The following is a 22,549-nucleotide window of genomic DNA, read 5'->3' on the forward strand; positions in this document are numbered from 1 at the left end:
GTGGTTCTACATAGCCAATCAACAGGGTATTTCACGCTTTCCTGCAATCATGATCTGTTCTGATACTTGCTTATACAAACCTTTTAACAATATCCAGCGATGCCAATACAAAGGAATGGTGAGTTGTATATCGGTCAACTTAACTAATTGACCCGATGCGAGTTCATCTTTGATTTGTAACTCTGGGATCAAACAATACGCCACACCTGCATTAGCCATTGCGACAAAAGCTTCTGACGAGCGTACAATATGACAAGGGTAACTGCCACCAGCCAAACTAAAATGCTGTTGAATAAACTTAATGTGCATGTCGTCTTTATGATCAAATGACACCGCTGGTGCTTTAAGCAGGGCTTTCTGAGTTATACCTTCTGGTAAATACTGTTGCACAAACGCTGGCGTTGCCACTAAGGCATAGTTCAGCTCACCCAATAACGTTGATTCACAACCCGGCAATGGCTTCTTTTGTAAACTCAATGCACCAAACGCCTCTCCCGCTTTCACTTTTTCGAGGGTTCTAACCTCATCCATAATGTGTAAATTCAGTTCAATCGGATATTGCTTTAACAACGGTGCCAATGCAGGAATAAACCAGGTCGCTAAACTGTCAGCATTCACTGCAATGGCCATCACCACAGCCTTATCAGTCGATGCCGCACTGATACTCGGTAATAATTCAGCTTCTAGGTGCTGCACTTGTTTGTAATGTTTTAATAAGCGCTGGCCAATACCTGTCGCGACAATAGGTTGGCTACGGATCAACACGGGCTGGGCAACATACTCTTCTAACGACTTGATACGCTGTGATACTGCGGGCTGTGAAATACACAAAACATTGGCCGCTCGTTCAAAACTTTGCTGCTCTATCACCACTTGTAAAGCATATAATAATTTATAATCCACTGCGTATTTCTCCCGCTTTATAATTTCAATATTAATCATTCAAACACAAATATAAGTAAGACTTATCAAGTATAACAATTATTAATTATACTTATCACCTTACTTTTTGTAATCTCTACAGCCTATTTTCTAGAGGTTCATTATGCTAACAGCAACAATTCAAGGGCTACTGCTTGGCGGTAGTATGATCATCCCTATCGGCGCGCAAAATGCGTATATTTTAAATCAGGGGATCAAACGTAACCATCACTTTTTAACCGCCACTATCTGCATTCTGTGTGATGGCTTGCTAATCAGTGCAGGTGTGTTTGGTGCGGGCAGTTTATTGGCATTAAATCCCGACTTACTACAAATAATCACTTGGGGCGGCATTGCATTTTTATCGACTTATGGCGCAATGTCATTTCGCAATGCATGGCAGTATAAATACGGGAAAACTGAGTTAGATCACAAACATAAATCCCGTAAAATGGTGGTAATGGCAACGCTAGCTGTCACTTTACTTAACCCGCATGTGTATTTAGATACTGTGGTTGTGTTAGGAAGTGTCGGTAATCAATTTAGTGGTGATAATAGATTGGCTTTTGCAACCGGTACGATCTTAGCCTCAATCTTATGGTTTTATGGCCTCGCCTTTAGCGCAGCTAAGTTTTCTAACTGGCTCAACCAACCAAAAATACAGCGTGTTATCGACATCACTGTCGGCTGTATTATGTGGGTGATCGCCAGTAGCTTGTACCGAAATCTAGCATGATTTAACCATCGATGACGTATTGTTTGGCTTGTCGTTTTAATAGTTTTGCAAACAGCAAGCCAGCAGGGCCTAAGGTTTTTTTATTTGCGTATACCAAGTATAACGACAAATCAAGGCGCACATGATCTTCAATGATGAGTTCCACCAGCTCACCATCCGCTAATTCATTTTGGATGCGACTAATAGGTAAAGTCGCATGCCCAACCCCCTGTTTAACCAAGCTAAGCGACTCATGAAAATTATTCACAGTCCAACGCTGCTGCGAGCCTAGCCACCCAGCATCAACACTACGATACGTACTCGAATCACTCATCACAATTTGGGCATGGGATTTTAATTCTGCAAGCGTTAATGGTCGATTTAACAAGGCTAACGGATGCTGTTGATGAACAAAACGCGATAATTGTGCTGGACACAATTTCTCTCCCGTAAATCCGGTGGGAATTTGACTAGTAATAATCAGGTCTGCTGTGCCATAAGTTGCGGCGTCCGTCACCCCTGATAACGTACCTTGCTGAAAATCAATACTGGTCACCACGCATTGCTGAGAAAATAAGGATAAAGTATCAGTTAACAATTGCGGCGGAAATAGTTGTGTTGTCATCACTTTTAACAACGGCTCCCAACCTGCGCTATATTCTTCAGCCAGTTGCTCGATACTTGTCGCTTGCATTAATAACTCATCCGCTTGAGCCAACATCTTCTTACCCATTTCGGTGACAACCGCACGGCGACCTTGTTGTGCAAACAAACGCACACCCAGATTATCTTGCAGCTTCTGAATCGCATAGCTAATCGAACTTTGGCTTTTAATTAAGTAATCAGCTGCCCCCTGAAAGCTACCCTGCTCGACTACAACTTTAAAGATATACCATTGTTCTAAACTCACCGTAGGCTCTTTCATCATGATCCTTAACACGTATATAAAATAGCTGTTTTAATTCATCTAAAATTTCGATGATATAGATTGTATTTGCCTGGTTAATTAATTTTTAAATTCCCGTAAGCTTACTCTACAACATAAACGAGGAATCGAAAAATGAAAATATTACACATAGACAGCAGCCTACAAGGCAACAACTCAACATCATCAGAAATTGCAACAAAACTAATCGAAAAATTAGATGTAAATAATACTCAAGAGCAACAAGTCACGTATAGAGATCTCAATGTATCGCAAGTGCCCCACTTAACCGATGCTATTTTTAGTGCGTTTCACACACCCGAAGCAGAGCGAACAATAGAACAACAAGCAGCTGCAGCAGTATCAGACCAATTAATTGATGAAGTAAGTAACAGTGATATCTTAATTATCGCAGTTCCTATGTATAACTTTGGTGTACCGTCAACCCTGAAAGCTTGGATTGACCACATCGCTCGTGCAGGAAAAACATTTTCCTACACAGCAGAGGGACCAAAACCGTTACTGGAAATGCCAAAAACCTATGTGATTGCTACACGTGGTGGGATATATGCCAACACACCAGTAGATACTCAAGCACCGTGGTTAGAACAAGTACTTAAATTTGTCGGTGTACAAGAAGTTGAATTTATCTTTGCAGAAGGCCTAGCGATGAACTCGGCAGATGACGTATTAAGCAACGCAGATGCACGAATTAGCGAATTACTGAGTGCTTAACGGTATTAATTGTTCACTATACTTTGCGCTTATAGCGAAAAAGGCAGATAATCAGCCCACCTATCCAAACGGGTTACCGACTCGTTTGGATATATTCCTATAACACCATGACAAAAGTTGAACATAAATGCGTTTAGATAAGTTTATTTGCCAAAGTACTAACCTGACCCGTACCCTTGCCAAGCGTGAGATTGCACGCAGCAACGTAAAAATTGATGGCGAAGTTGTACGTAAAGCAGACCATAAAGTAACAGCAGACATGGATGTTTGGTTTGGTGGTAAATCATTAAGCCAACGCCCACCACGTTATATCATGATGCATAAACCATTAGATGTAATTTGCTCAACAGTAGATGAAGAACACCAATCAGTGATCAGCCTGATCGAAGCAGACAAACGTGACGAACTACATATCGCTGGTCGCCTTGATGTTGATACCACAGGTTTAGTACTGATCACAGATGACGGCCAATGGTCACACCGCGTTACATCACCAAAGCGTGAGTGCAACAAACGCTATCGTGTACAGCTTGCAGATCCAATCGCACCAACAGCAGTAGCTGATTTCGAAGCAGGTATCCATCTGCGTAGCGAAGACAAACCTTGTCTACCTGCAAAATTAGAGATCTTAAGCGAAAAAGAAGTACTACTTACTATCCAAGAAGGCAAATATCACCAAGTTAAACGTATGTTTGCTAGTCAAGGCAATAGCGTTGTTGGTTTACATCGCGAACAGATCGGTGACATCGTATTAGACCCAGCACTAGAATTAGGTGAATGGCGTTTCTTAACTGACGAAGAAGCATCAAGCATCTAATCTGTACGTCCACCTAGACTCATGTAAGTCATAACAATCAGCATCTATGGCGCTGGTTGTTATGACCTTTCTTTTAATGCTTTTTAAGCCGTGTTACACGTGACTTTATACGCACAACGTCTTGCCCCTTCAACAATATGTTCTTCACGTTCAATCGTCGCATACGGCGCTAATAATGTTTGAAATAAATTCAGTTCTGAACGACAAAAATTAAGGCATTTAGATGCTGCGGCACAAATCGGACAATAGATAGTAGCGGCTTACATCACCAGCACAGCAAACCAATTTAAAACAGTTCAACATATCGAACTGTGTAAATACCAACTACCCTTTTGGGATGGTGATGACGAAAGTAAATCTGCTCCGGGCTGCGATTGGCCACTAATTAGTGAAGCGTTAATCGAAGCAGATGCATTCGTCCTTATCACGCCTGAGTGGGATGGGATGGTCACGCCCATTTTGAAGAACTTTTTAATGATGTGTACGCATGACGATACAGCACATAAACCAGCACTACTGGTTTCTGTTGTCAGCGGCATTAGTGGTGCATACCCCATCGCTGAATTAAGAATGAATGGCTGCAAAAACAATAAGTTAATTGCGATACCAGATCACTTAATCATTCGTAACGTCGGCGATATATTAAATGCAGGTACGGATAATATGCCAATCAGCGAACGTGACCACAGTATTAGACATCGTATTGGTTACAGCCTGCATACATTACTTCAATACAGCCATGCATTAGGACAAGTTCGTCAGTTACAACAACAGCAACCTTATTCCCAGCAAGAAAAATACAGTTACGCAATGTAAGCACAAATATTTATAACAACAATATTTATAACAACAATATTTATAACAACAATAAAAGGATATTATTATGATACATCTTGAGCATGTGAATTTAATCGTACACGACATCGAAGAAACACTCACTTTTTATCGTGCCGCATTTCCGCATTGGTCTGTGCGTGGGGGTGATAAAGGAGAATGGTCAGGAAAACCAAGAAATTGGATCCATTTTGGTGATGATTACCAATATCTCGCTTTTGGTGATAACGGTGTCGGTAAAAATCGCGACTTAGCTGGACATCAAGTAGGTCTTGCTCATTTCGCCTATGTTACCGACGATATAGCAGGTGTTATAAAACGTCTAGTCGAGGCTGGTTTTAGTACTGCAAAAGATGGAATGGATGATGAATACCGCCAAAACATTTACTTCCTCGACCCCAATGGATACGAAGTAGAGTTTGTTCAATATAATACCGACATACCCAATTTAAGAAATCGCTATTAACCTCTACTAAGTGCGCTCACTTAACACGCAATAAGCGCACTTAAGTTAAAACAAAAGCATAAATAGCCATCAAATAGGTGGCATAGCGGTGAGTTAAACCCATTACCGTCTCGTGATGCTAATTGTCGGTTTTGTGATGGGCGTCTAACTATAAATCTGAAACTTTGCATAAGATCAAAAAATAAGTAACTATGAGCCTAATATTAAGCGGCATAATGATCTCACGATACAGTAATGATGAAACCAAAACTTCACACTCTCCGTAGTGCGGTCATGCTACCGTTCACATTATTACTTTTACTTACTGTCACTATCATAACCCTTGTTCAAAATAACAGTTACGAAAGAATGCAGTCAAAGATTAGTGCTAAACTGCTAAATTCATACTCAGAAAATATTAAAACTAATCTCGATCGTTTTTTAGAACAACCTTTCAATACAACACTCGCTATCGCAGACAATATTCAACGCAATCAACTTTACCAAGCATCAGACCTAACCAAAATAGAAGATTATCTGCACTCTGCAATCAGCGATATCTACTATCAGCAAAAACAAATCAGTACTATCTCATTTGGTAGTGAAAATAAAGATTATGTCGGATTCCGTAAAAACGAAGACCAAGATGTTTCCTTGATCTTACAAGATAAACGTACTAACTATGAACTAGAATTTTATCATGGGGAAAGCAGTGATGATATTATCGATTATAGCATCAGTAATTACGACCCAACAATTCGACCATGGTACGCCCCCTTCGCAAGAGAAAAAACCGCAGGATGGGCAAAGATATACAGTAATGTAGATGAAAAAAATACCTTTACCATTTCCAGTATTTCACCGGTAATAAATGACGACACATTAGTTGGTATCGTTGCTACTGACATCAATCTTCGCCATTTGTCTCATTTCATCGAACCTGAAAATCGCCATTTCAAAGGCATTACTTACATCACCGATAATCAAAATAAACTTATTGCTAGCTCACTAAAAGCATCGTTAACAGATAATGATAATAACCGCATTCAAGCAAAAGAAAGTAACAATGACCTTATTGCTGCTAGTGGTCTATATATTGCCAATAGACAATTGCAGAATAAACATGTGCCAGCGACGTTTGAATTTGACCAAAATGGTATTCGTTACTTTAGTCGTATTACCGCTTACAGCAACAATAATTTACAATGGTTTATTATCGTTACTTTACCAGAAAATGTATTACTAGACAGGCTACCGAGTCAACAACGCTTAGGTTTAATTGCCGCGCTGACACTGGCATTTTTTGGCCTATTAATGGGTTTATATTTACTGCGTATTATCACCCAACCCATTATGGATATTGCCGAAATATCACAGCAACTTGATCATAATAACTGGGATGTGACGATTAAAGAAGACATCAAGCTTCATGAGACAACCCAACTTATTTCAGCCTTCAAATCTATGTCATCCCGTTTAGAACGCTCATTTACTACATTACGCAAACAACTACTGTTTGACAGTCTTACTGGCTTATTAAGTCGTGATGGTTTTGTTGAAAAGTTGAATAATCCGATTTCGCAACAACAAGGTATCCTTGTCTTGCTAGGACTACGTTCATTTCGTCACACCAATAACAGCTTAGGTCAAAACAAGAGTGATCTGTTACTTATTACTATAGCCTCACGTTTACAACAGAACGTGGCAGACAGCGTAACTATTAGCCGTATTGATAAAGATACTTTTGCCGTATTCACCCCGAATTTCCAAGATCTAGAACACAGCCATGCGTTTGCCGAAAACCTATTAACCGACTTTAATCGCCCCTTCACGATTAATGATACAGAAGTATTAGTGGGCGCTAACGCAGGAATAATGAGTGGTAAGTTCCACGACATAGACATGGATGAATGGCTACGTAACTCTAGTCTTGCATTAACCTACGCGGTAAAACAAGAACAAATACAGCGTTGTCACTATCAAGATTACATGATGACAGCCTCGCAAGAGCAAACCCGATTAACCACAGATTTACAACGTGCAATCACGAACAATGAATTTGCCGTGTACTATCAGCCAGTAATTGATTTAAGCAACGACACAATAGCAGGTGCAGAAGCCTTGGTTCGATGGCACAGTCCAATTCGTGGCATCGTATCACCGCTAGACTTTATCCCTGTGGCAGAAGACACTGGAATGATTGTCGATATAGGAAAACAGATCTTATTTCAGGCATGTTCAGATACTAAATTACAAATAGATAGTGGTCATTGGCCAGCAAGCTTCGCGTTACATGTAAATATGTCGGTGCGTGAATTGCTGCACCCTGATTATGTATCAACAGTAAAAGAGATTCTGGCGGTCACTCAATTGCCCGCGGCCAATTTAACACTCGAAATAACCGAATCGCGGTTAGTCAGTCAACCATTACTCACCAATCAACTACTTGGCCAATTACGCAGTTTAGGCATACAGATTGCGATTGATGATTTTGGTACCGGTTATTCCTCCCTTGCCTACCTCACTCAATTGCAGTTTGATGCATTAAAAATTGATCGTTCCTTTGTCAGCCAAATGCTCAATAGTGAAAGCCACGCGGCTATCGTGGCCGCTATTACAACGATGACAAGTAAGTTCAATGCTGAAATTGTTGCCGAAGGTGTCGAAACAGCCGAACAAGCTCAACATTTAAAACAACTGGGCTGTCGTTATGCACAAGGTTTTTATTATTCTCGCCCGAAACCATTAGCTGAGTGGGATACAGAGAATACTTCTACCGATTCGTAGCCGTGACTAACAGAAAGAAAACACCATAAGCAACAAAAATCCCTTTATGTTACCTCCTTGTAATTAGCCTTATTCATCCCAAAACACACCAGCAGAGTAATTCACCGTAATTATTACGTTAGCAACATATAAAACCAACACCAACATAAGTCACACCTGTGAGCTCAACCACACACCGAGATCACAAAGCGATCAAATATAGGACTAAGCGTCATGAAACGACGTAATATTAAGCGATAACGTGATCCAGACTAAAAAAAATATTAAACAAATGCGATAACCTTCAAGTCTAATAACAATTAATTAACATTTGTAATTATCAATAACAGTTATTTGATTACGATATATAATGCTTGGAGAACCAAATGCGCACTATTTTTACGCTACTCATATCTGCACTTAGTTTTAACAGTTTCGCCCTCGATAGCACTTATTTACAATGCTATGGTGTGAAGGACAGTTTCGCATCACGCTCAGATTTAATAAAAAAATCATGGGCAGTCAACCCTAACAACCAATACTTGAAACTTGACGGTTATTGGAAAGACAATGGTTATAATGCCGATACCGAAAACTACTTTATTGTGAAAGCCATTGATTCAGTGCCAGTCACTTCTGAGCAAGTGCATAGCGTATTAGCCAACATGTGTAGTAATACGCTGGTCAATAAGTATTCAGACGAATTTATTAGCAATATCACTTATTTTGCTTCAAACAATTCTTACGGTTATGAATACCCAGTAATGACGGAAGCTGATGCGCTAGCAATCAATAACACCGAATTACCCGTCGCATATAACAACATACTGCGTTATGCGTTTGCATCAAGTTATGTTTACAGCACAGAGCAAGGGGCTACTCCTTTCTCATTTACTGACAACGCAACATTCAAGCAATTAATGGTCGATGCCAATAGCGTCGAATTGAATATTATTGCAACTTATGCGGGTGATAGCGGTGTTCGCGGTGTGGCGATTAAAGTACCTGCAGTACCAAGTAAAAACCTAGAAGAAGAGATCATTATTTCTTTTAAAGGTACTAGCAGTGGCGGTGATGTGATGCAAGACGTCGAGCTAATGCTTGCTAACATCTCTGAAACAGATGAAGACTGGCAGGCTGAAGCATATGAGTTTATTCAGCAGATCCTAGCGCAATACCCCGCTAACACAGCTTCGTTAACCCGTGGTTATAAAGCATCGTCAGCAACAAAGACCTATAACGTGGTACTAACTGGTCACTCACTTGGCGCGTATACTGCGATTGATGCAGGCGTAAGAACGGGCGTTTTAACACGGGTATTCTCATCACCAGCAACACGCATTATTGAAAAATACATTCATGCGTTTGCCAATAAAATGCGTTACAACAACGTAATTAATATGGTACGAGAAAAAGATCCTGTCGCGACTATGTCAGGTCGTCATAACGAAAACATGATTTATTTCCCGAAAGCAGCAGGTTTAAACCCAGCCGACAGCCATTACTTAACCCCCTTCATTAACGATATCTTAATGCCACTAGCAAACGGTCAAGCAACCACTAACAAAGCAAGCCATGTTTACATCACTCCTGACGCCACCGTTGGCGCAGGCTTAACAGAGTTAGTAAATATTTGGGATCATATAAACTAATTCTAATTTGCATATAAAGAGTACAACCCAAACAGAAGCAAAGGTGATCCCTTCTGCTTCTGTTTACATTTACATTTACATTTACATTTGCATTCATATATTTTTCTAATCACATAAAAATGAGGCTCTGGTAACACTAACAATGCCACACCAACCACAGTAACGAACCACACAACCAATTAACACCGACAACAAAACACCGAACAAAGCTGACACATTAACAAAACAAATAAATAAATAAATAAATAAATCACACAAGCAAAACAAAACAAAACAAAACAAAACAAAACAAAACAAAACAAAACAATCAAGTAAACCTAAACACTGGTTTTTTTAAAATGAAAATGTAATTAAAATCCATTTTAGTGACGCACATCACTAAAACCATTGACTCCATGCTATACTCTCCGCACCCCGAAATAGAAATGATAATCATTTAGATTTAAAAGCCCATAACAAAAAATAAACATGATTTATGGACTCAACATATTTTATTGAGTAACCATGATTGGAGAACTAGAATGAAAAAAATTCTTGCCTTATTAATATCTGTTTTTAGTTTTAACAGCTTTGCTGTCGATAGTACTAATCTACAATGCTACGGGGTGAAAGATAGCTTTAACGTCCGATCTGATTTAATTGAAAAATCTTGGGCGGTTAATGCAAATAATGAATATTTAAAACTTGATGGCTACTGGAAAGACAATTCCTATCGTGCTAGTACTGAAAACTACTTTGTAGTCGAGGCTATTGATTCGGTGCCAGTAAACGCCTCGGACGTGCATCAGATTTTGGAAAAAATGTGCAGTGATACACTCGTTAATAAATATTCAGATGAATTTATTAATAACATTACTTACTTCGCTTCTAACACTGCAGTTGATCACGAATATCCAGTATTAAGCAAAGAAGAAGCTTTATCCGTTGATAAAGCAGAGTTATCACTGGCCTATAATAAAATTCTACGTTATGCATTTGCAGCAAGTTATGTTTATAGCCTTGAACAAGACGGTAAACCTTTTGCCTTTAATAACGATCCGATGTTTGAAACATTAATGTTGCCAAAAAACACCAAAAGTCTAGACGTTATGGCAAGTTATGTTGGTGACAGTGGTGTACATGGTGTCGCGATAAAAGTACCCGCAATTGCAAGCGAAAACCTAGAAGAATAAATCATTATTTCATTTAAAGGCACAAGTAATGGTAATGATGTGATGCAAGATATTGAATTAGCGTATACAAATTTGTTGGAGACTGATGACAACTGGCAACGTGAGGCTTATAATTTTACGCAGCAGATCTTAGCTAAATACCCTGCAAATGAACAATCGTTAACGCGTGGTTACCAAAAATCATCCGCAGAAAAAACCTATAATGTAGTACTAACAGGACATTCTTTAGGTGCTTATACTGCTACAGATTCAGGAGTAAGAACGGGGATATTAACACGCGTATTTTCTTCACCTGCCACACGTATTATTGAACACCTTCATCACGCATTTGCCAATAAGATGCGTTATAACAATGTTATAAACATGATCCGAGAAAAAGATCCGGTTGCTACATTATCAGGTCGCCACAATGAAAACATGATCTACTTCCCTGGCACACCAGGTATAAATCCAGTTAAGAGTCATTTTTTAACACCATTCATTAAAGATATTCTAATGCCATTAGCGAAAAATCCAGATACCACTGCCAACAAGCCTAAATATGTCTACATCACTGCTGATAGTACTCCTGGAGCAGGTTTAAATAAATTCGTTAATTATTGGGGAAGTACAAAATAGAGCAGACTAAACAGCATTCAATATACAATGCATAAGACAAAGGGCATATCTGATATGCCCTTTTTAAGGACTAAGCTCGAAAACTAAGTAAAGCTATCCCATAACCATCAATTAATTAACTTGAAACCAATCAATATAGTGGCTTGGCATAACATCAAATTCACGGCTTAAATCAGCAATCACAGTCGCTGTAATCACATCGTCTTTGCTTACCATTTGTTCAGTAAGATCTTCAGCATGAATACCCGTGGTTAAAAACAAACTAGATATACCAGCTGTATTCGCCCCACGGATGTCATGCTCTAAACTATCGCCTACCGCAATCGCGTTATCCCAACCACCTAATAAGGTATGACACATATCATAGACTTCAGCTTGTGGTTTACCGTGCCAATGTACCTTTCCACCCATTGCTGCATAAACATTAGCAATTGAACCTGGGCACAGTTTTAATTCACCGTCTGGGCTCATCGCCACCAAATCTGGATTACTCACCACCATTTCCAGTCCGCGTGCATAAGCAATCTCAAGATCAGTTTGATAGGCTACCACATTGCTATAAGCAACACCGTAACACATGATAAATGACGCGTCTTCTATACCCACACTGGTTAGGCCGCAGTCTTCTAGCACTGTACCATTAATACCTTCTCCCCAACCAAACACCAACGCTTTAGTGCCTAAGTGGCCAAATTTCCCCATCTTAAAATTATGACGCATGTGATCGCCCGATGTCAGTACATCAATATACAGTTCGCGACTGATACCCGAATCGGTTAAACGCTGATAAGAGAAATGGTGAGTATTACCACTGTTCGATAAGATCACGACTTTTTTGTCATGCTGTTTTAAAAACGCTAATGCCTCAATCGCATTTGGAAACGCATCACCGCCATTATGCAATACACCCCATTGATCCAAGATAAAGGTATCAAACTCGTTAATAATGTCTTTAAGACCGGAAATCATTTTCACTTCGTCGTTACTCCAACAGCGTCTACTATTAACCTTAAATTGGTAATAGCCTGAACAAGATAGTCCTACTATATACTTAAACCTACAAATCCCCACTTAATTGAAGAACATTAATATACAGAAGGATCGTGTTAATAAGGTTAAATGTGATTACAGATCCAGTTTTATGGACGATAAATTGTTAACTTAACTGCATTTTCTGTTGTGGTGAAGGTCGAGTGTCAAATAAGTTTAAAATTATAGCCAGTATCATTCTGGGCTGCGTAATAGCAACAACATTTGCGGTGCGCGAAATATGCCGAGATTGGCTTTTAAACTCAGCCCGCGAACAAGCAGAAAATCAATTGCTCACCTACGTGGTGGATATTCGCCGTGTACTCGCTAGCTACAAATATCTACCCTACCTTATAACAGAACAAAAGAGTGTGACAGCTGTACTCACTAACCCCCAAGCATCAACGACCCCCCTGAAACACACATTAACGCAGTTTGATAAAGCGGCAAACACCAAGGGCTGGTATTTACTTCAACCGGATGGTTCGCTATTAATATCAAGTCGCCACAATGCCAATTGGGACCAACATAAAGCAGCAAACATTACCGCTAATCTACATAATAAAAACGGAGAGTTAGATCATGACAAAGGCGTATTAACATCCAGCTATATTGCCAATGATACAGCTAATTATTATTTAAGTTTACCGATAAACCTCAGCGGCAAACTTATTGGTATTGCTGTCATTGAAGTCGACTTAACCGCCTTAAGTGAACCTTGGCTTACTGCCAATGAATTTATTCTCATTAGTAATACTAAAGACCAATTCTTTTTGTCTAGTCATCCGCAAATTTCGGCAACAAAAATGAATATGCTAGGAACGAACGGCATTAAAACTAGCCAACTCAGCAATGACGCCGATATCTATCACTGGAAGATTCATCATCGCGACTACCAAGTGCAGCAGGTCGAACTGGACGATCTAAAGTGGCATATTTATTACCTAACCCCCTTAAGTAATCTATATAAAACGGTTGATATAGCCGGATTCATTACTGCTATTTTAATGTCACTATTACTGTCAATTCTATTATACCGACACGAACGTAGGCAAAAACTCTATTCACATGCTGCATTAAAACAAATGATTGCAGGGACAAATGTCGGGTTAGTCTTACTGAATGACGATCGCAGTATCAGTTATATTAACCCAACCGCAATGCATTATTTTGGCTTAAACAATGATGATAAGTACTTATATGCGAGCCAACTACTCAGCCAACAAGATGATAATAAGCATATTATAGAACAATTAAATGATCTATCAGAGATCCCAACCCTGACCGGTATTGAAGTGTTCGCTCATAATCATCTGGGTCATCGCTTTCCTGCACTACTATCTATCACTCCGCTTGCTTGGTCACAACAACGCGGTTCGCTAATGACATTTGTTGATATCAGCAAACGTAAACGCGCTGAACACGCACTTTCACAAGCCAATGCGCAACTGGAAACACGAGTACAAGAGACCACAGCAAAACTTTACACAGCTCAAGAAGAATTATTACTAAGCAGTAAGATGGCCGCTCTCGGTCGTATGTCCAGTGCAATCAACCACGAGTTAAATCAACCACTCACCGGTATCAGAACCTTATTATCAAGTAATATGTTATTTTTGGAACAAGGAAATACCAAGGTACTGCGTTCCAACATGGCTTTAATTGATAAGCTCGTTTCACGTATGTTATCGATGACGGCACAGCTTAAAGTATTTGTATTCAATCGTCCTGAACGCTTAATTGCAACGTCAATAACCGACATATTAACAGAGGTATTCACGCTGCAAGAGCCTAAGCTATCCAATATTGATATTAAGGTTGATGTACCTGATTCATTGCCACAAGTCTTAGCTGAACCGCATCGATTACATCAAGTATTCGCAAACTTAATCAGTAATGCAGCGGCAGCTATGCAACATACTTCACAGCCACAATTATCCATTAACGCAAACTTGATTAAAGGCATTATTTACATCAAGGTCACTGATAATGGCTTTGGGGTGGATGATGACGCGTTAGCACATTTATTCGAACCTTTTTATACCAGTAAAAAAATTGGTGAAGGGCTTGGACTCGGCCTCGCGATAACCGCCAATATCATGCGCGATATGCAAGGTGAAATCACAGCACATAACAACCAGCATCAAGCAGGAATGACCTTTACACTCACGCTTCAGACCTGTAATCATAATTAATAGGTAACAAACCCTGAGATTGCAGGGATTCCCCTTAAAACATATTATTAAGCGCGACCCCGATACCGAAACGAGTCTGACTGTGATTATAATCAATCAGGCTTTCACCATACCCATTAAATACAGTGAAATAACCTTTCAGTTTGCCATATAAAGGTGTTGTTAAGTTTAGCTTTACAGAGCCTTTACTGGTTGAAAAATTCTGGCGCATTTCAGCACTCAATTCATATTTTCCAAAGGCATAACCGATACCGTACTCAACATGCCCCATATAGTCGGTAATATCTGGGTTATCATCTCCATTAGGGCTAGATGGATCTGTTTTAGCATCTTCAGGTAAACGGTACCAAGGCCTAATACTCCACACTAAATTACCCTGCTCATAAATAAACTCGGTATAAATACGATTCCATGAACGAGACGATATTCCAGCACGGCCATTAGATTGATGCTCAAATCCGACCATGACTGCCGTATTTGCATCATTAGGATGCCAATCTAATGGCGCAGCATAAAATATTTCAGGTCTATAATTCGTTTCCCTGAAGGGACTAGAAATTTCATTGGCATAAACTTGCCACCAAGCCTCGAGGGTAAAACCAGCATAGATGCGATCACCGTCAACGAATAAAGAACTGTAACTTAACGGCAGTTTCAGGCTTAGTTGAAATTTAGCTTCGACTTTTTTATAACCATCGTCAAGGGCATTTAGATTACGATAGGCTTCTGGGTTAATTTGATTCGTACTATAAACAGGTAGAATATAGTTCATTCGGTGTGGTGTGAGTACAAATTCAGATGAGTCAGTTTGGCGCTCTTCAATAATTCGTTTTGTCAGTACCCCTGCTTTCACTTTTTTACCGCGGATAATAACCGAACCGTCTTCTTCAAGGCTGCTTTGCGCTTTGCATATCGCCCTTATCTCTCCTAATGTAACTTCTGCAGCACTATTGGCGACTTGCTTTTCAATACACTCACTTTCTGTTACAGCTTGAGCTTGATAACTAAAAGAAAAAATGAGAGATATTAAACAGAGGTTTTTATAGTTTAATCGTTGCAAAATTGATTCCATTTCTGATGAGTGCGAATATCCAGTTAAAGCATATAATATACTTAATAATACACATAAGATATCGCCCTTATTAGAATCACTCAAGCAGCGATTAAACCTCTACATAAAGGCGACGGTGCTTTATCTGCCTCGTTTAGTTTGCGTCTGATACCAGCGTTAGGGTCTTATCACGTACTTTATTACAAATATAATCACCAATTGGGATCGCAGAAGTTGCTGCAGGCGATGGTGCATTACAAACGTGTAAGCTACGTGGACTTTCTGCGAATAAGAAGTCATGCACTAGGCTGCCATCTTTCAATACCGCTTGTGCACGAATACCCGCAGGATAGTCTTCTAGATCCTTCACCTTCAATATCGGGCAGTACTTATTGACGAGTTTTAAGTAACCCGGCTTCCACCACGAATTTTTGGTTTCAATTAACCCTGTTTTTAAATTTTTTGCACTCACTCGCCAAAATCCAGGAAACATAATCATGTCACAAATATCACGTAAATCTATATTTACTTTACCATAACCTTCTCGCTTCCATCCTTGTACCGCATTCGGACCTACCGTCACCGAACCATCAATCATGCGAGTCAAATGAACCCCCAAAAATGGCAACTCAGGATCAGGAATAGGGTAAATCAAATGATTCACAATATTGTTATGCTGAGACTGCAAACGATAGTATTCGCCCCGATATGGAATGATTTGAAATTCGGTATCAATATTCAGCATCTTAGTCACCCTATCTGCTATTAAGCCAGAACAGGTAATTAAAAATTTGGCGACATAATCACGGTTCTTGAGTGAGCTCCCCAATGCAATTTTTTGGTGACACTGTACGTCAATGTGATCACTTTTTTCAATTAAGTGAGTCACCTCCGTATCCATCGCAATATACCCACCGAGCACACAGAACTCTTCCGCCATTTTCTCCGTCACTAAGCGGTAATTAACGATACTGGTTGAAGAAACAAAGATAGCGCCTAACCCAGTAATATTAGGCTCTTTTTCAGCGAGTCCCGCGGCATCTAATAATTCAACGTCAATGCCATTATCACGGCAGCGTTTATAAAGCGCTTCCATGCGTTGTAACTCTAATACATTGGTGGCAACCAATAGTTTTCCGCAGTTTTCAACCGGAATATCATGCTTATCACAAAACGCTTTAGTCGCAGCTACACCCGCCTTACAAAAATTAGCTTTCATACTCCCCGGTTCATAATAAACCCCAGCATGGATCACACCGCTATTATGTCCCGTTTGATGTTGTGATAATTTACCTTCTTTTTCGATCAATAATATTCGTTTGTCAGGCTCTCGCTGCTGCAATTGCCACGCAGTTGATACGCCGACAATACCGCCGCCGATAATAATATAATCATAAACGCAATAATCAGCGCTATTAGTTTCAGAGCTACTTTTATCAGAACTCTTCATTTTCATTATCCTTGACCTTAATAAGCTGCTACTGCAGGTGTCGTCACCACAGGTTTATAACGGCAATTAGTGTAAATAAACAAACCAACAAAAGTCAGCATTGCAACAATTCTCACGACTAACGGTAAATAAGGCCATGTCATTGCTAAGCCCAGTAATAATGACAAACCACGTAAAAAAATATTCAGTTCACTTTCTAAATAACCTTCGATACCAGCTATAAAGGCATAAGTACCTATGATGGCAAAAAAACCTACTGTGATAACCGTCATCACATCCCAACTCACGAGTGAGGTATAAGCCATCAAAATCGGCACTAGATAAAGTCCCTTCGCGATCTTCCATGCTGTTAAACCTGTACGCATTGGCGGTGTACCTGCAATTGTCGCCGCTGCAAATGCAGTTAAACAAACAGGCGGCGTGACGTTACTGTCTTGCGATAACCAGAAGATAATTAAGTGAGCAGATAACAAGGCTAACGCCACTTTTTCTGGCCCTAATCCTTGCTCTAACAAAGTCCCCATAAAATCAACCGGTACTAAGCTTAATAAGGTTTCGGCTTGAACCTGTGACATTGGCTGCGTTAATACCCCCATTTGCTCAGGTGCTGCTAGCATGAATATACCTTGCGCTTGTGCTGGTAGTTGCCCATCCATTAACATTTGAATTAATTGGCTTTCTGCTAATAACGTATAGAGGGCTGGTGCCGATAGTGTCCCTAAGACAATATAAGCCGCTGTCACTGGTAGACCCATACCGAGGATGAGTGACGCCAGTGCGATCAAGGCTAGCATCAGCATCAAACTACCTCCCGCCCATTCGTTAATCATTAGCGAAAAGGTATTCCCAACACCAGTCGTACTAATCACATTAACAACAAGGCCTATTCCGACCAGCAATACCGCTGTCGTCGCCATATTACGGGCACCTTGTTCTAAGGCTTCGAATACCGCTTTAACCCCCATTTTGTGTGGTGAAAACCAAGATGCAACAACCACTGAAATAATGGATAAACCCGCAGAATAAATTGGCGTAAACCCAGAGACTAATAAAAAAACCAATACACCGAGTGGAATTAAGTTATACCAACCCGCTAAAAACACTTTTGAGAATGAATCATCAGAGGCGGTGACTTGTTGGATGTTGCTGCGCTTCGCTTCGATTCGGACAAAAAATGCAACAGAAAGAAAATAGATTAACGCAGGTACAACCGATACCGCGATAATATTTACATAAGGTACTTGCGTATAAGAGGCCATAATAAACGCCCCCGCACCCATCACTGGCGGCATGATTTGCCCACCCGTTGATGCAGCGGCTTCAACACCAGCAGCAAATCGAGCAGGGAAACCAGCTTTACGCATAAGTGGTATGGTAATAACACCTGTCGAGACCGTATTCGCCACACTTGATCCAGATACAGATCCCATTAGTCCAGAGGCCAATACGGCAATAAAACCTGGTCCACCAATCACCTTGTTTGCCGCCGCACGAGAAAGGTTAATAATATAATCACCCACACCCGAACGCACTAAAAAAGCACCAAACAAAATGAACATGAATACAAAGCTCCAGCTGATACGCGAGATTGCTCCAAACATACCCTCTGAGCTATAAAAGCTACGATACAATAATGTTTCGACACTTAAACCAGGAAAATGAAACATACCTGGTACTAACTGACCCCACCACACCACATAGGTCAATGAAATCATAATTAGCATTGGAATAAACCAACCAATAGTACGGCGGATCAATTCCAATACAATGATAATAGCCATGATTGAAAATACCCAATCACTGGTAACAAAGCGCACGCCACGTGCATACAACGCATCCTCAGCAAAGGGGATATATGCTAAACAAGCAAGTGCCGCAAGCGCAATAATGATATCAACACCGAGTGCCAACTTACTGCTTTTTAGACTTTTATGTGCTGGATACCAAAGTGCACAAATAACGGAAAACCCAGCAAAGTGAGTCGCTGAAGCCCATAATTCAGGGATCGTTGCAAACGTATTAAACCAGATGTGTAATATCGACAACACAACACCACAACCTGATATAAACGCGGTTACCCAGGGAAAATCAGTGCGGGTAACTGACTCAAATTGTTCTAATTTTTCTTCGACCTGCTTGTCCATAACAAACTCCTTGTTGACTGCTGCCATCACGACAGCAGTCCTTATCAATATTTAATGTTGTTTGTTACAGTGCCGTTGGTAGCAATTCAGCAGGAATTGTTAAACCGATTTCTTGGTAATAACGCACAGCACCAGGATGTAACGGTACTGGCAAGCCTTTAATCGCTTTTTCGACAGCCATCGCTTTCGTTGCTTTGTGGATACTATTTAAGAAAGGTAGGTTTTCATAGATATTTTTGGTTAATAGATACACATCTTCTTCAGATACATCATCACGTACTGCTAAGAAATTAGGCTGAGCAATCGTCGTCACGGCTTTGCTTTGACTTGGGTAAGTATTTGCAGGGATCGTAAATTTAGTCCACAGCGGATACTCGCTGTTTGCTTGTTTAATTTGTTCGTCAGTAAATTGCAATAATGAGATATCATCACCCATCGCAGCAAATGCACGCGTAATCGCACCTACTGGCATACCCGCTGGAATATTCATGCCATCAATCGCACCATTTTGCATGGCATCGGTGCTTGAGCTATAGCCTAAATACGCAAGGTTAAAGCTATTTACATCTACCTTAACGCCACTCATGATCTGACGGCCCGAGTGCTCAGTACCCGAATTTTTCTTACCAATTGAGAATTTTTTACCTTTTAAATTTCGAAGATCACTCATTGTACCCGTTTCAACTAACGCGCTACGCACAACAAAATGTTCCACGTTTTGCCATAGCATGCTGACTGAGCGTAAGTCTTTTTGTGAACCTGTTTGTTTGAATTGCCCTTCCCCCTGCCAAGCCCATGCACCATACAAACCTTGTAGAATGGCAAATTGCGCTTCATCATCACTCAGCCATTTTATGTTTTCACCCGAACCCGCAGAGCTAATAGCTGCTAATGAGAAGCCGTATTTAGGCTCAAGTTTAATCTTGCTCAACGTAGCGAGTGCAACACCCACTGGATAATAAGTGCCACCCGTCGATGCAGTTGCTAAAATATAACTGCGCTTCTCTTCTGCTATTGCAGAGGTTGTAGCCAAACTAAGTAGTACGCTACTTACTAATAATGATTTTTTTAACATTCCTTTAAACATGGTCATTCCTTGTTGCTATATTGTTATCATAAATAGTGTTATTACCATAAATTGCATTGCATATAATTTTCAGCACAACGTAATCTCATCATTTCCGTTATACATGACATATAGCAACAACAGTGCCATAAAGTTAAGCCTTTGTTAACTATAATTAAAACATTAAATTAGACGGTAAATAAGCAAGATCATGCCTATATAGCGATTTTGAATAAGCAAGAAACAGCGCATAGCCACTGTAAGGAGATAAATATCACGTTAACAATATAAAAACATATCCCATTTATAATACGAGTTTAAAATATAATATAAACAGGTAAAAACACATACTAAAGAGGTAATGGAAAAGCCGTAATAAGTCATATGAAATGAGATAGGTAGGATAAATAAATGGCAATAAGCAAGATATTGCCACTTTGATTAAATATAATCCGCTCGATGCAGGTCATACTTTTGCATTTTCTGATTTAAAGTACGACGTGGTAAATCAAGTATATCCATTACCTCGATGATGCTGCCTTTATGTAACCTCAATGCTTCAGCAATAACCTTCCTCTCAAAATTTTGAGTTTGCATTGCGAGTGACAACTCGCTAGTTCTCGTATCAATCGTTGAAAGCGGTTTAGTCACTAAAATATCAGCCACGGTTGACGACTCATCTAACGCGAAACGGGTCGCTACGTTAATCAGTTCACGTACATTTCCAGGCCACCCATACGCCAATAAGGTTTTTTCATCCATACCAGATAATGGTTTTGCATTGATGTTGGCCAAATTAATGTAGTGCTCAAATAGTAACAAGATATCCTCACCACGTTCACGCAATGGGGGTAAATATAACTGGGCAACCTTCAAGCGATAGAAAAGATCTTGGCGAAATGCTTGATTATCTTTCAAGCTTTCTTTTGCCGCTGCAATCACACGTATATCAATCGCAATCGATTTATTTCCACCGACACGCTCTATTAGCTGTTCTTGTAAAATACGTAGCATCTTGATTTGCATGTTAATAGGCATACTTTCTACTTCATCTAAGAATAGCGTACCTTTATCAGCATATTCTATGCTTACCCACTCGCTTTTTGATTGCCCCTGTAAAGGCACCCGCTTCATGACCGAATAGCTCACTTTCAAATAATGCTTCAGGAATAGCTGCACAATTTAAAGCAACAAAGTCTCCTTTCGAGCGTGTGCTCACTTTATGTAAGCAATCGGCGACCAGCTCTTTACCACAACCGGTATCACCGTAGATAATGACGTTGGTATCTATCTTGGCAACCTTAACCAGTTGTTGGCGTAACTCAACCATCCCCGGACTAGATCCAATCAGGATCTGATCTAAACCTTGTGCCTGCTGTAAGTATTCCTCACGCTTATTCGCACCAAGTTGTAATTGGCGTTTTTCAATTGCACAACCGACAGTTTCAATTAATTTATCGGGATCGAAAGGCTTTTCCAAGAAATCAAAGGCACCATCACGCAATGCATTCACAGCCATATTGATATCGCCATGACCCGTCATCAAAATAATCGGCATTTCAGGGTTGTTAGCCAATAATTTCGGTAACAGCGCTAAGCCAGAAATATCAGGTAAACGCACATCAGAAATAACGATACCAGGGAAGGTTGTTGGAATGAGGCTTAATGCCGACTCACCATCTGCACATTCGATAACATCATGGCCAGCTAGCTGTAGTCGTTGACTAATAGCCAAACGAACAATCTCATCATCTTCAATTAAAGCGACTTGAATAACTGATTGTTGTGACATCACTAATCTACGTCCTTGTATAAATAAATAATACAGACAGGGTAAGAAAAACAGTGTCGATTGAAAAGGAGCTAGCTCGCAAATTGCGGACATAAAAGAGCCACAAGCCCTAGAACTGTCAGTTAACCTTTATTCAGTCATTAATTCGAATCATGTTTTATCATTTGGTTTCGTTTGGACCTACCTTCATTCGATTTCCCCTACGGGAGGCGAGCAGAAATA

At 40.1% G+C, this 22,549-nt stretch carries 19 protein-coding genes and 1 pseudogene; 10 read left to right on the plus strand and 10 right to left on the minus strand.

All coding sequences use genetic code 11. The features are described 5' to 3' along the window. Positions 1 to 18: 18 nt before the first annotated feature. Complete coding sequence (locus BT797_RS22375; protein WP_045109556.1) at positions 19 to 903, minus strand: LysR family transcriptional regulator ArgP; 885 nt, start codon at positions 901 to 903, stop codon at positions 19 to 21. A gap of 142 nt (positions 904 to 1,045) precedes the next feature. Here BT797_RS22375 and lysE point away from each other — a divergent pair, with 142 nt between their 5' ends. Continuing rightward, positions 1,046 to 1,657: an L-lysine exporter gene (lysE, locus tag BT797_RS22380; RefSeq protein WP_045109555.1), complete on the plus strand. Its 612-nt coding sequence runs from the start codon at positions 1,046 to 1,048 to the stop codon at positions 1,655 to 1,657. Between the two features lies 1 nt (position 1,658). Here the strand turns inward: lysE and BT797_RS22385 are convergent, their stop codons facing one another. Then, complete coding sequence (locus tag BT797_RS22385; RefSeq protein ID WP_170860834.1) at positions 1,659 to 2,546, minus strand: LysR family transcriptional regulator; 888 nt, start codon at positions 2,544 to 2,546, stop codon at positions 1,659 to 1,661. A 150-nt stretch (positions 2,547 to 2,696) separates the two neighbouring features. On the opposite strand from BT797_RS22385, the gene BT797_RS22390 reads away from it, so the two are divergent. Both BT797_RS22390 and rsuA read left to right on the plus strand, forming a co-directional pair. Next, positions 2,697 to 3,296 (plus strand): FMN-dependent NADH-azoreductase, encoded by a 600-nt coding sequence (locus BT797_RS22390; protein WP_075473603.1) that lies wholly within the window; start codon positions 2,697 to 2,699, stop codon positions 3,294 to 3,296. 127 nt (positions 3,297 to 3,423) lie between these two features. Further along, the gene (rsuA, locus tag BT797_RS22395) at positions 3,424 to 4,113 is read left to right on the plus strand and encodes a 16S rRNA pseudouridine(516) synthase RsuA (protein ID WP_045109552.1); all 690 of its coding nucleotides are present in this window, start codon (positions 3,424 to 3,426) and stop codon (positions 4,111 to 4,113) included. An 83-nt stretch (positions 4,114 to 4,196) separates the two neighbouring features. Here rsuA and BT797_RS24455 read toward each other — a convergent pair. Further along, a pseudogene (locus tag BT797_RS24455) lies at positions 4,197 to 4,361 on the minus strand (transcriptional regulator); the annotation flags it as partial. A 1-nt stretch (position 4,362) separates the two neighbouring features. Here BT797_RS24455 and BT797_RS22405 point away from each other — a divergent pair. From BT797_RS22405 to BT797_RS24465, 6 genes are all read left to right on the plus strand, one after another. After that, positions 4,363 to 4,929, plus strand: coding sequence for an NAD(P)H-dependent oxidoreductase (locus BT797_RS22405; protein ID WP_075473604.1), 567 nt, complete (start codon positions 4,363 to 4,365; stop codon positions 4,927 to 4,929). A 67-nt stretch (positions 4,930 to 4,996) separates the two neighbouring features. Then, positions 4,997 to 5,413, plus strand: a complete 417-nt coding sequence (locus BT797_RS22410; protein WP_075473605.1) for a VOC family protein — start codon at positions 4,997 to 4,999, stop codon at positions 5,411 to 5,413. A 234-nt stretch (positions 5,414 to 5,647) separates the two neighbouring features. Continuing rightward, a complete protein-coding gene (locus tag BT797_RS22415; RefSeq protein ID WP_045109549.1) occupies positions 5,648 to 8,179 on the plus strand; it encodes a bifunctional diguanylate cyclase/phosphodiesterase in 2,532 nt (843 codons plus the stop codon). A gap of 365 nt (positions 8,180 to 8,544) precedes the next feature. Continuing rightward, positions 8,545 to 9,810 carry a lipase family protein gene (locus BT797_RS22420; RefSeq protein WP_045109548.1) on the plus strand — a complete coding sequence of 422 codons (1,266 nt, stop codon included), beginning with the start codon at positions 8,545 to 8,547 and terminating at the stop codon, positions 9,808 to 9,810. Between the two features lie 521 nt (positions 9,811 to 10,331). After that, entirely contained in the window at positions 10,332 to 10,982 is a 651-nt protein-coding gene (locus BT797_RS24460) for a hypothetical protein (RefSeq protein ID WP_244534299.1), read from the plus strand. Positions 10,983 to 10,988: 6 nt separating this feature from the next. After that, complete coding sequence (locus tag BT797_RS24465; protein WP_256597747.1) at positions 10,989 to 11,600, plus strand: lipase family protein; 612 nt, start codon at positions 10,989 to 10,991, stop codon at positions 11,598 to 11,600. Positions 11,601 to 11,711: 111 nt separating this feature from the next. Here the strand turns inward: BT797_RS24465 and BT797_RS22430 are convergent, their stop codons facing one another. Then, positions 11,712 to 12,569 carry a TIGR01459 family HAD-type hydrolase gene (locus BT797_RS22430; protein WP_045109547.1) on the minus strand — a complete coding sequence of 286 codons (858 nt, stop codon included), beginning with the start codon at positions 12,567 to 12,569 and terminating at the stop codon, positions 11,712 to 11,714. 224 nt (positions 12,570 to 12,793) lie between these two features. Between BT797_RS22430 and BT797_RS22435 the strand changes: the two genes are divergently transcribed. After that, positions 12,794 to 14,824 carry a sensor histidine kinase gene (locus BT797_RS22435; protein WP_045109546.1) on the plus strand — a complete coding sequence of 677 codons (2,031 nt, stop codon included), beginning with the start codon at positions 12,794 to 12,796 and terminating at the stop codon, positions 14,822 to 14,824. Positions 14,825 to 14,858: 34 nt separating this feature from the next. Here BT797_RS22435 and BT797_RS22440 read toward each other — a convergent pair whose 3' ends face one another. From BT797_RS22440 to BT797_RS24475, 6 genes are all read right to left on the minus strand, one after another. Then, positions 14,859 to 15,896: a phospholipase A gene (locus tag BT797_RS22440; RefSeq protein ID WP_075473667.1), complete on the minus strand. Its 1,038-nt coding sequence runs from the start codon at positions 15,894 to 15,896 to the stop codon at positions 14,859 to 14,861. Positions 15,897 to 16,029: 133 nt separating this feature from the next. Further along, complete coding sequence (gene lhgO, locus BT797_RS22445) at positions 16,030 to 17,325, minus strand: L-2-hydroxyglutarate oxidase (RefSeq protein WP_370429927.1); 1,296 nt, start codon at positions 17,323 to 17,325, stop codon at positions 16,030 to 16,032. Between the two features lie 17 nt (positions 17,326 to 17,342). After that, positions 17,343 to 19,469, minus strand: coding sequence for a TRAP transporter permease (locus tag BT797_RS22450; RefSeq protein ID WP_075473606.1), 2,127 nt, complete (start codon positions 19,467 to 19,469; stop codon positions 17,343 to 17,345). A 64-nt stretch (positions 19,470 to 19,533) separates the two neighbouring features. After that, positions 19,534 to 20,556: a TAXI family TRAP transporter solute-binding subunit gene (locus BT797_RS22455; protein ID WP_075473607.1), complete on the minus strand. Its 1,023-nt coding sequence runs from the start codon at positions 20,554 to 20,556 to the stop codon at positions 19,534 to 19,536. Between the two features lie 420 nt (positions 20,557 to 20,976). Beyond that, entirely contained in the window at positions 20,977 to 21,669 is a 693-nt protein-coding gene (locus BT797_RS24470; RefSeq protein WP_244534301.1) for a sigma 54-interacting transcriptional regulator, read from the minus strand. Next, a complete protein-coding gene (locus BT797_RS24475) occupies positions 21,608 to 22,327 on the minus strand; it encodes a sigma-54-dependent transcriptional regulator (RefSeq protein ID WP_244534302.1) in 720 nt (239 codons plus the stop codon). Before BT797_RS24475 ends, BT797_RS24470 begins: the two co-directional genes overlap by 62 nt. Positions 22,328 to 22,549 lie beyond the last annotated feature (222 nt).

The organism is Moritella viscosa, assembly GCF_900120065.1.
Lineage (GTDB): Bacteria > Pseudomonadota > Gammaproteobacteria > Enterobacterales > Moritellaceae > Moritella > Moritella viscosa.

Excerpts from the sequence above, each read along its gene's own strand:
- BT797_RS22440 (WP_075473667.1), bottom strand. The coding sequence starts at position 15,896 with ATGGAATCAATTTTGCAACGATTAAACTATAAAAACCTCTGTTTAATA.
- BT797_RS22410 (WP_075473605.1), top strand. The coding sequence starts at position 4,997 with ATGATACATCTTGAGCATGTGAATTTAATCGTACACGACATCGAAGAA.
- BT797_RS22430 (WP_045109547.1), bottom strand. The coding sequence starts at position 12,569 with ATGATTTCCGGTCTTAAAGACATTATTAACGAGTTTGATACCTTTATC.
- lhgO (WP_370429927.1), bottom strand. The coding sequence starts at position 17,325 with ATGAAGAGTTCTGATAAAAGTAGCTCTGAAACTAATAGCGCTGATTAT.
- BT797_RS22420 (WP_045109548.1), top strand. The coding sequence starts at position 8,545 with ATGCGCACTATTTTTACGCTACTCATATCTGCACTTAGTTTTAACAGT.
- BT797_RS24470 (WP_244534301.1), bottom strand. The coding sequence starts at position 21,669 with ATGAAGCGGGTGCCTTTACAGGGGCAATCAAAAAGCGAGTGGGTAAGC.
- BT797_RS24460 (WP_244534299.1), top strand. The coding sequence starts at position 10,332 with ATGAAAAAAATTCTTGCCTTATTAATATCTGTTTTTAGTTTTAACAGC.
- BT797_RS22415 (WP_045109549.1), top strand. The coding sequence starts at position 5,648 with ATGATGAAACCAAAACTTCACACTCTCCGTAGTGCGGTCATGCTACCG.
- BT797_RS22455 (WP_075473607.1), bottom strand. The coding sequence starts at position 20,556 with ATGTTTAAAGGAATGTTAAAAAAATCATTATTAGTAAGTAGCGTACTA.
- BT797_RS24475 (WP_244534302.1), bottom strand. The coding sequence starts at position 22,327 with ATGTCACAACAATCAGTTATTCAAGTCGCTTTAATTGAAGATGATGAG.
- BT797_RS22450 (WP_075473606.1), bottom strand. The coding sequence starts at position 19,469 with ATGGACAAGCAGGTCGAAGAAAAATTAGAACAATTTGAGTCAGTTACC.
- lysE (WP_045109555.1), top strand. The coding sequence starts at position 1,046 with ATGCTAACAGCAACAATTCAAGGGCTACTGCTTGGCGGTAGTATGATC.
- rsuA (WP_045109552.1), top strand. The coding sequence starts at position 3,424 with ATGCGTTTAGATAAGTTTATTTGCCAAAGTACTAACCTGACCCGTACC.
- BT797_RS22390 (WP_075473603.1), top strand. The coding sequence starts at position 2,697 with ATGAAAATATTACACATAGACAGCAGCCTACAAGGCAACAACTCAACA.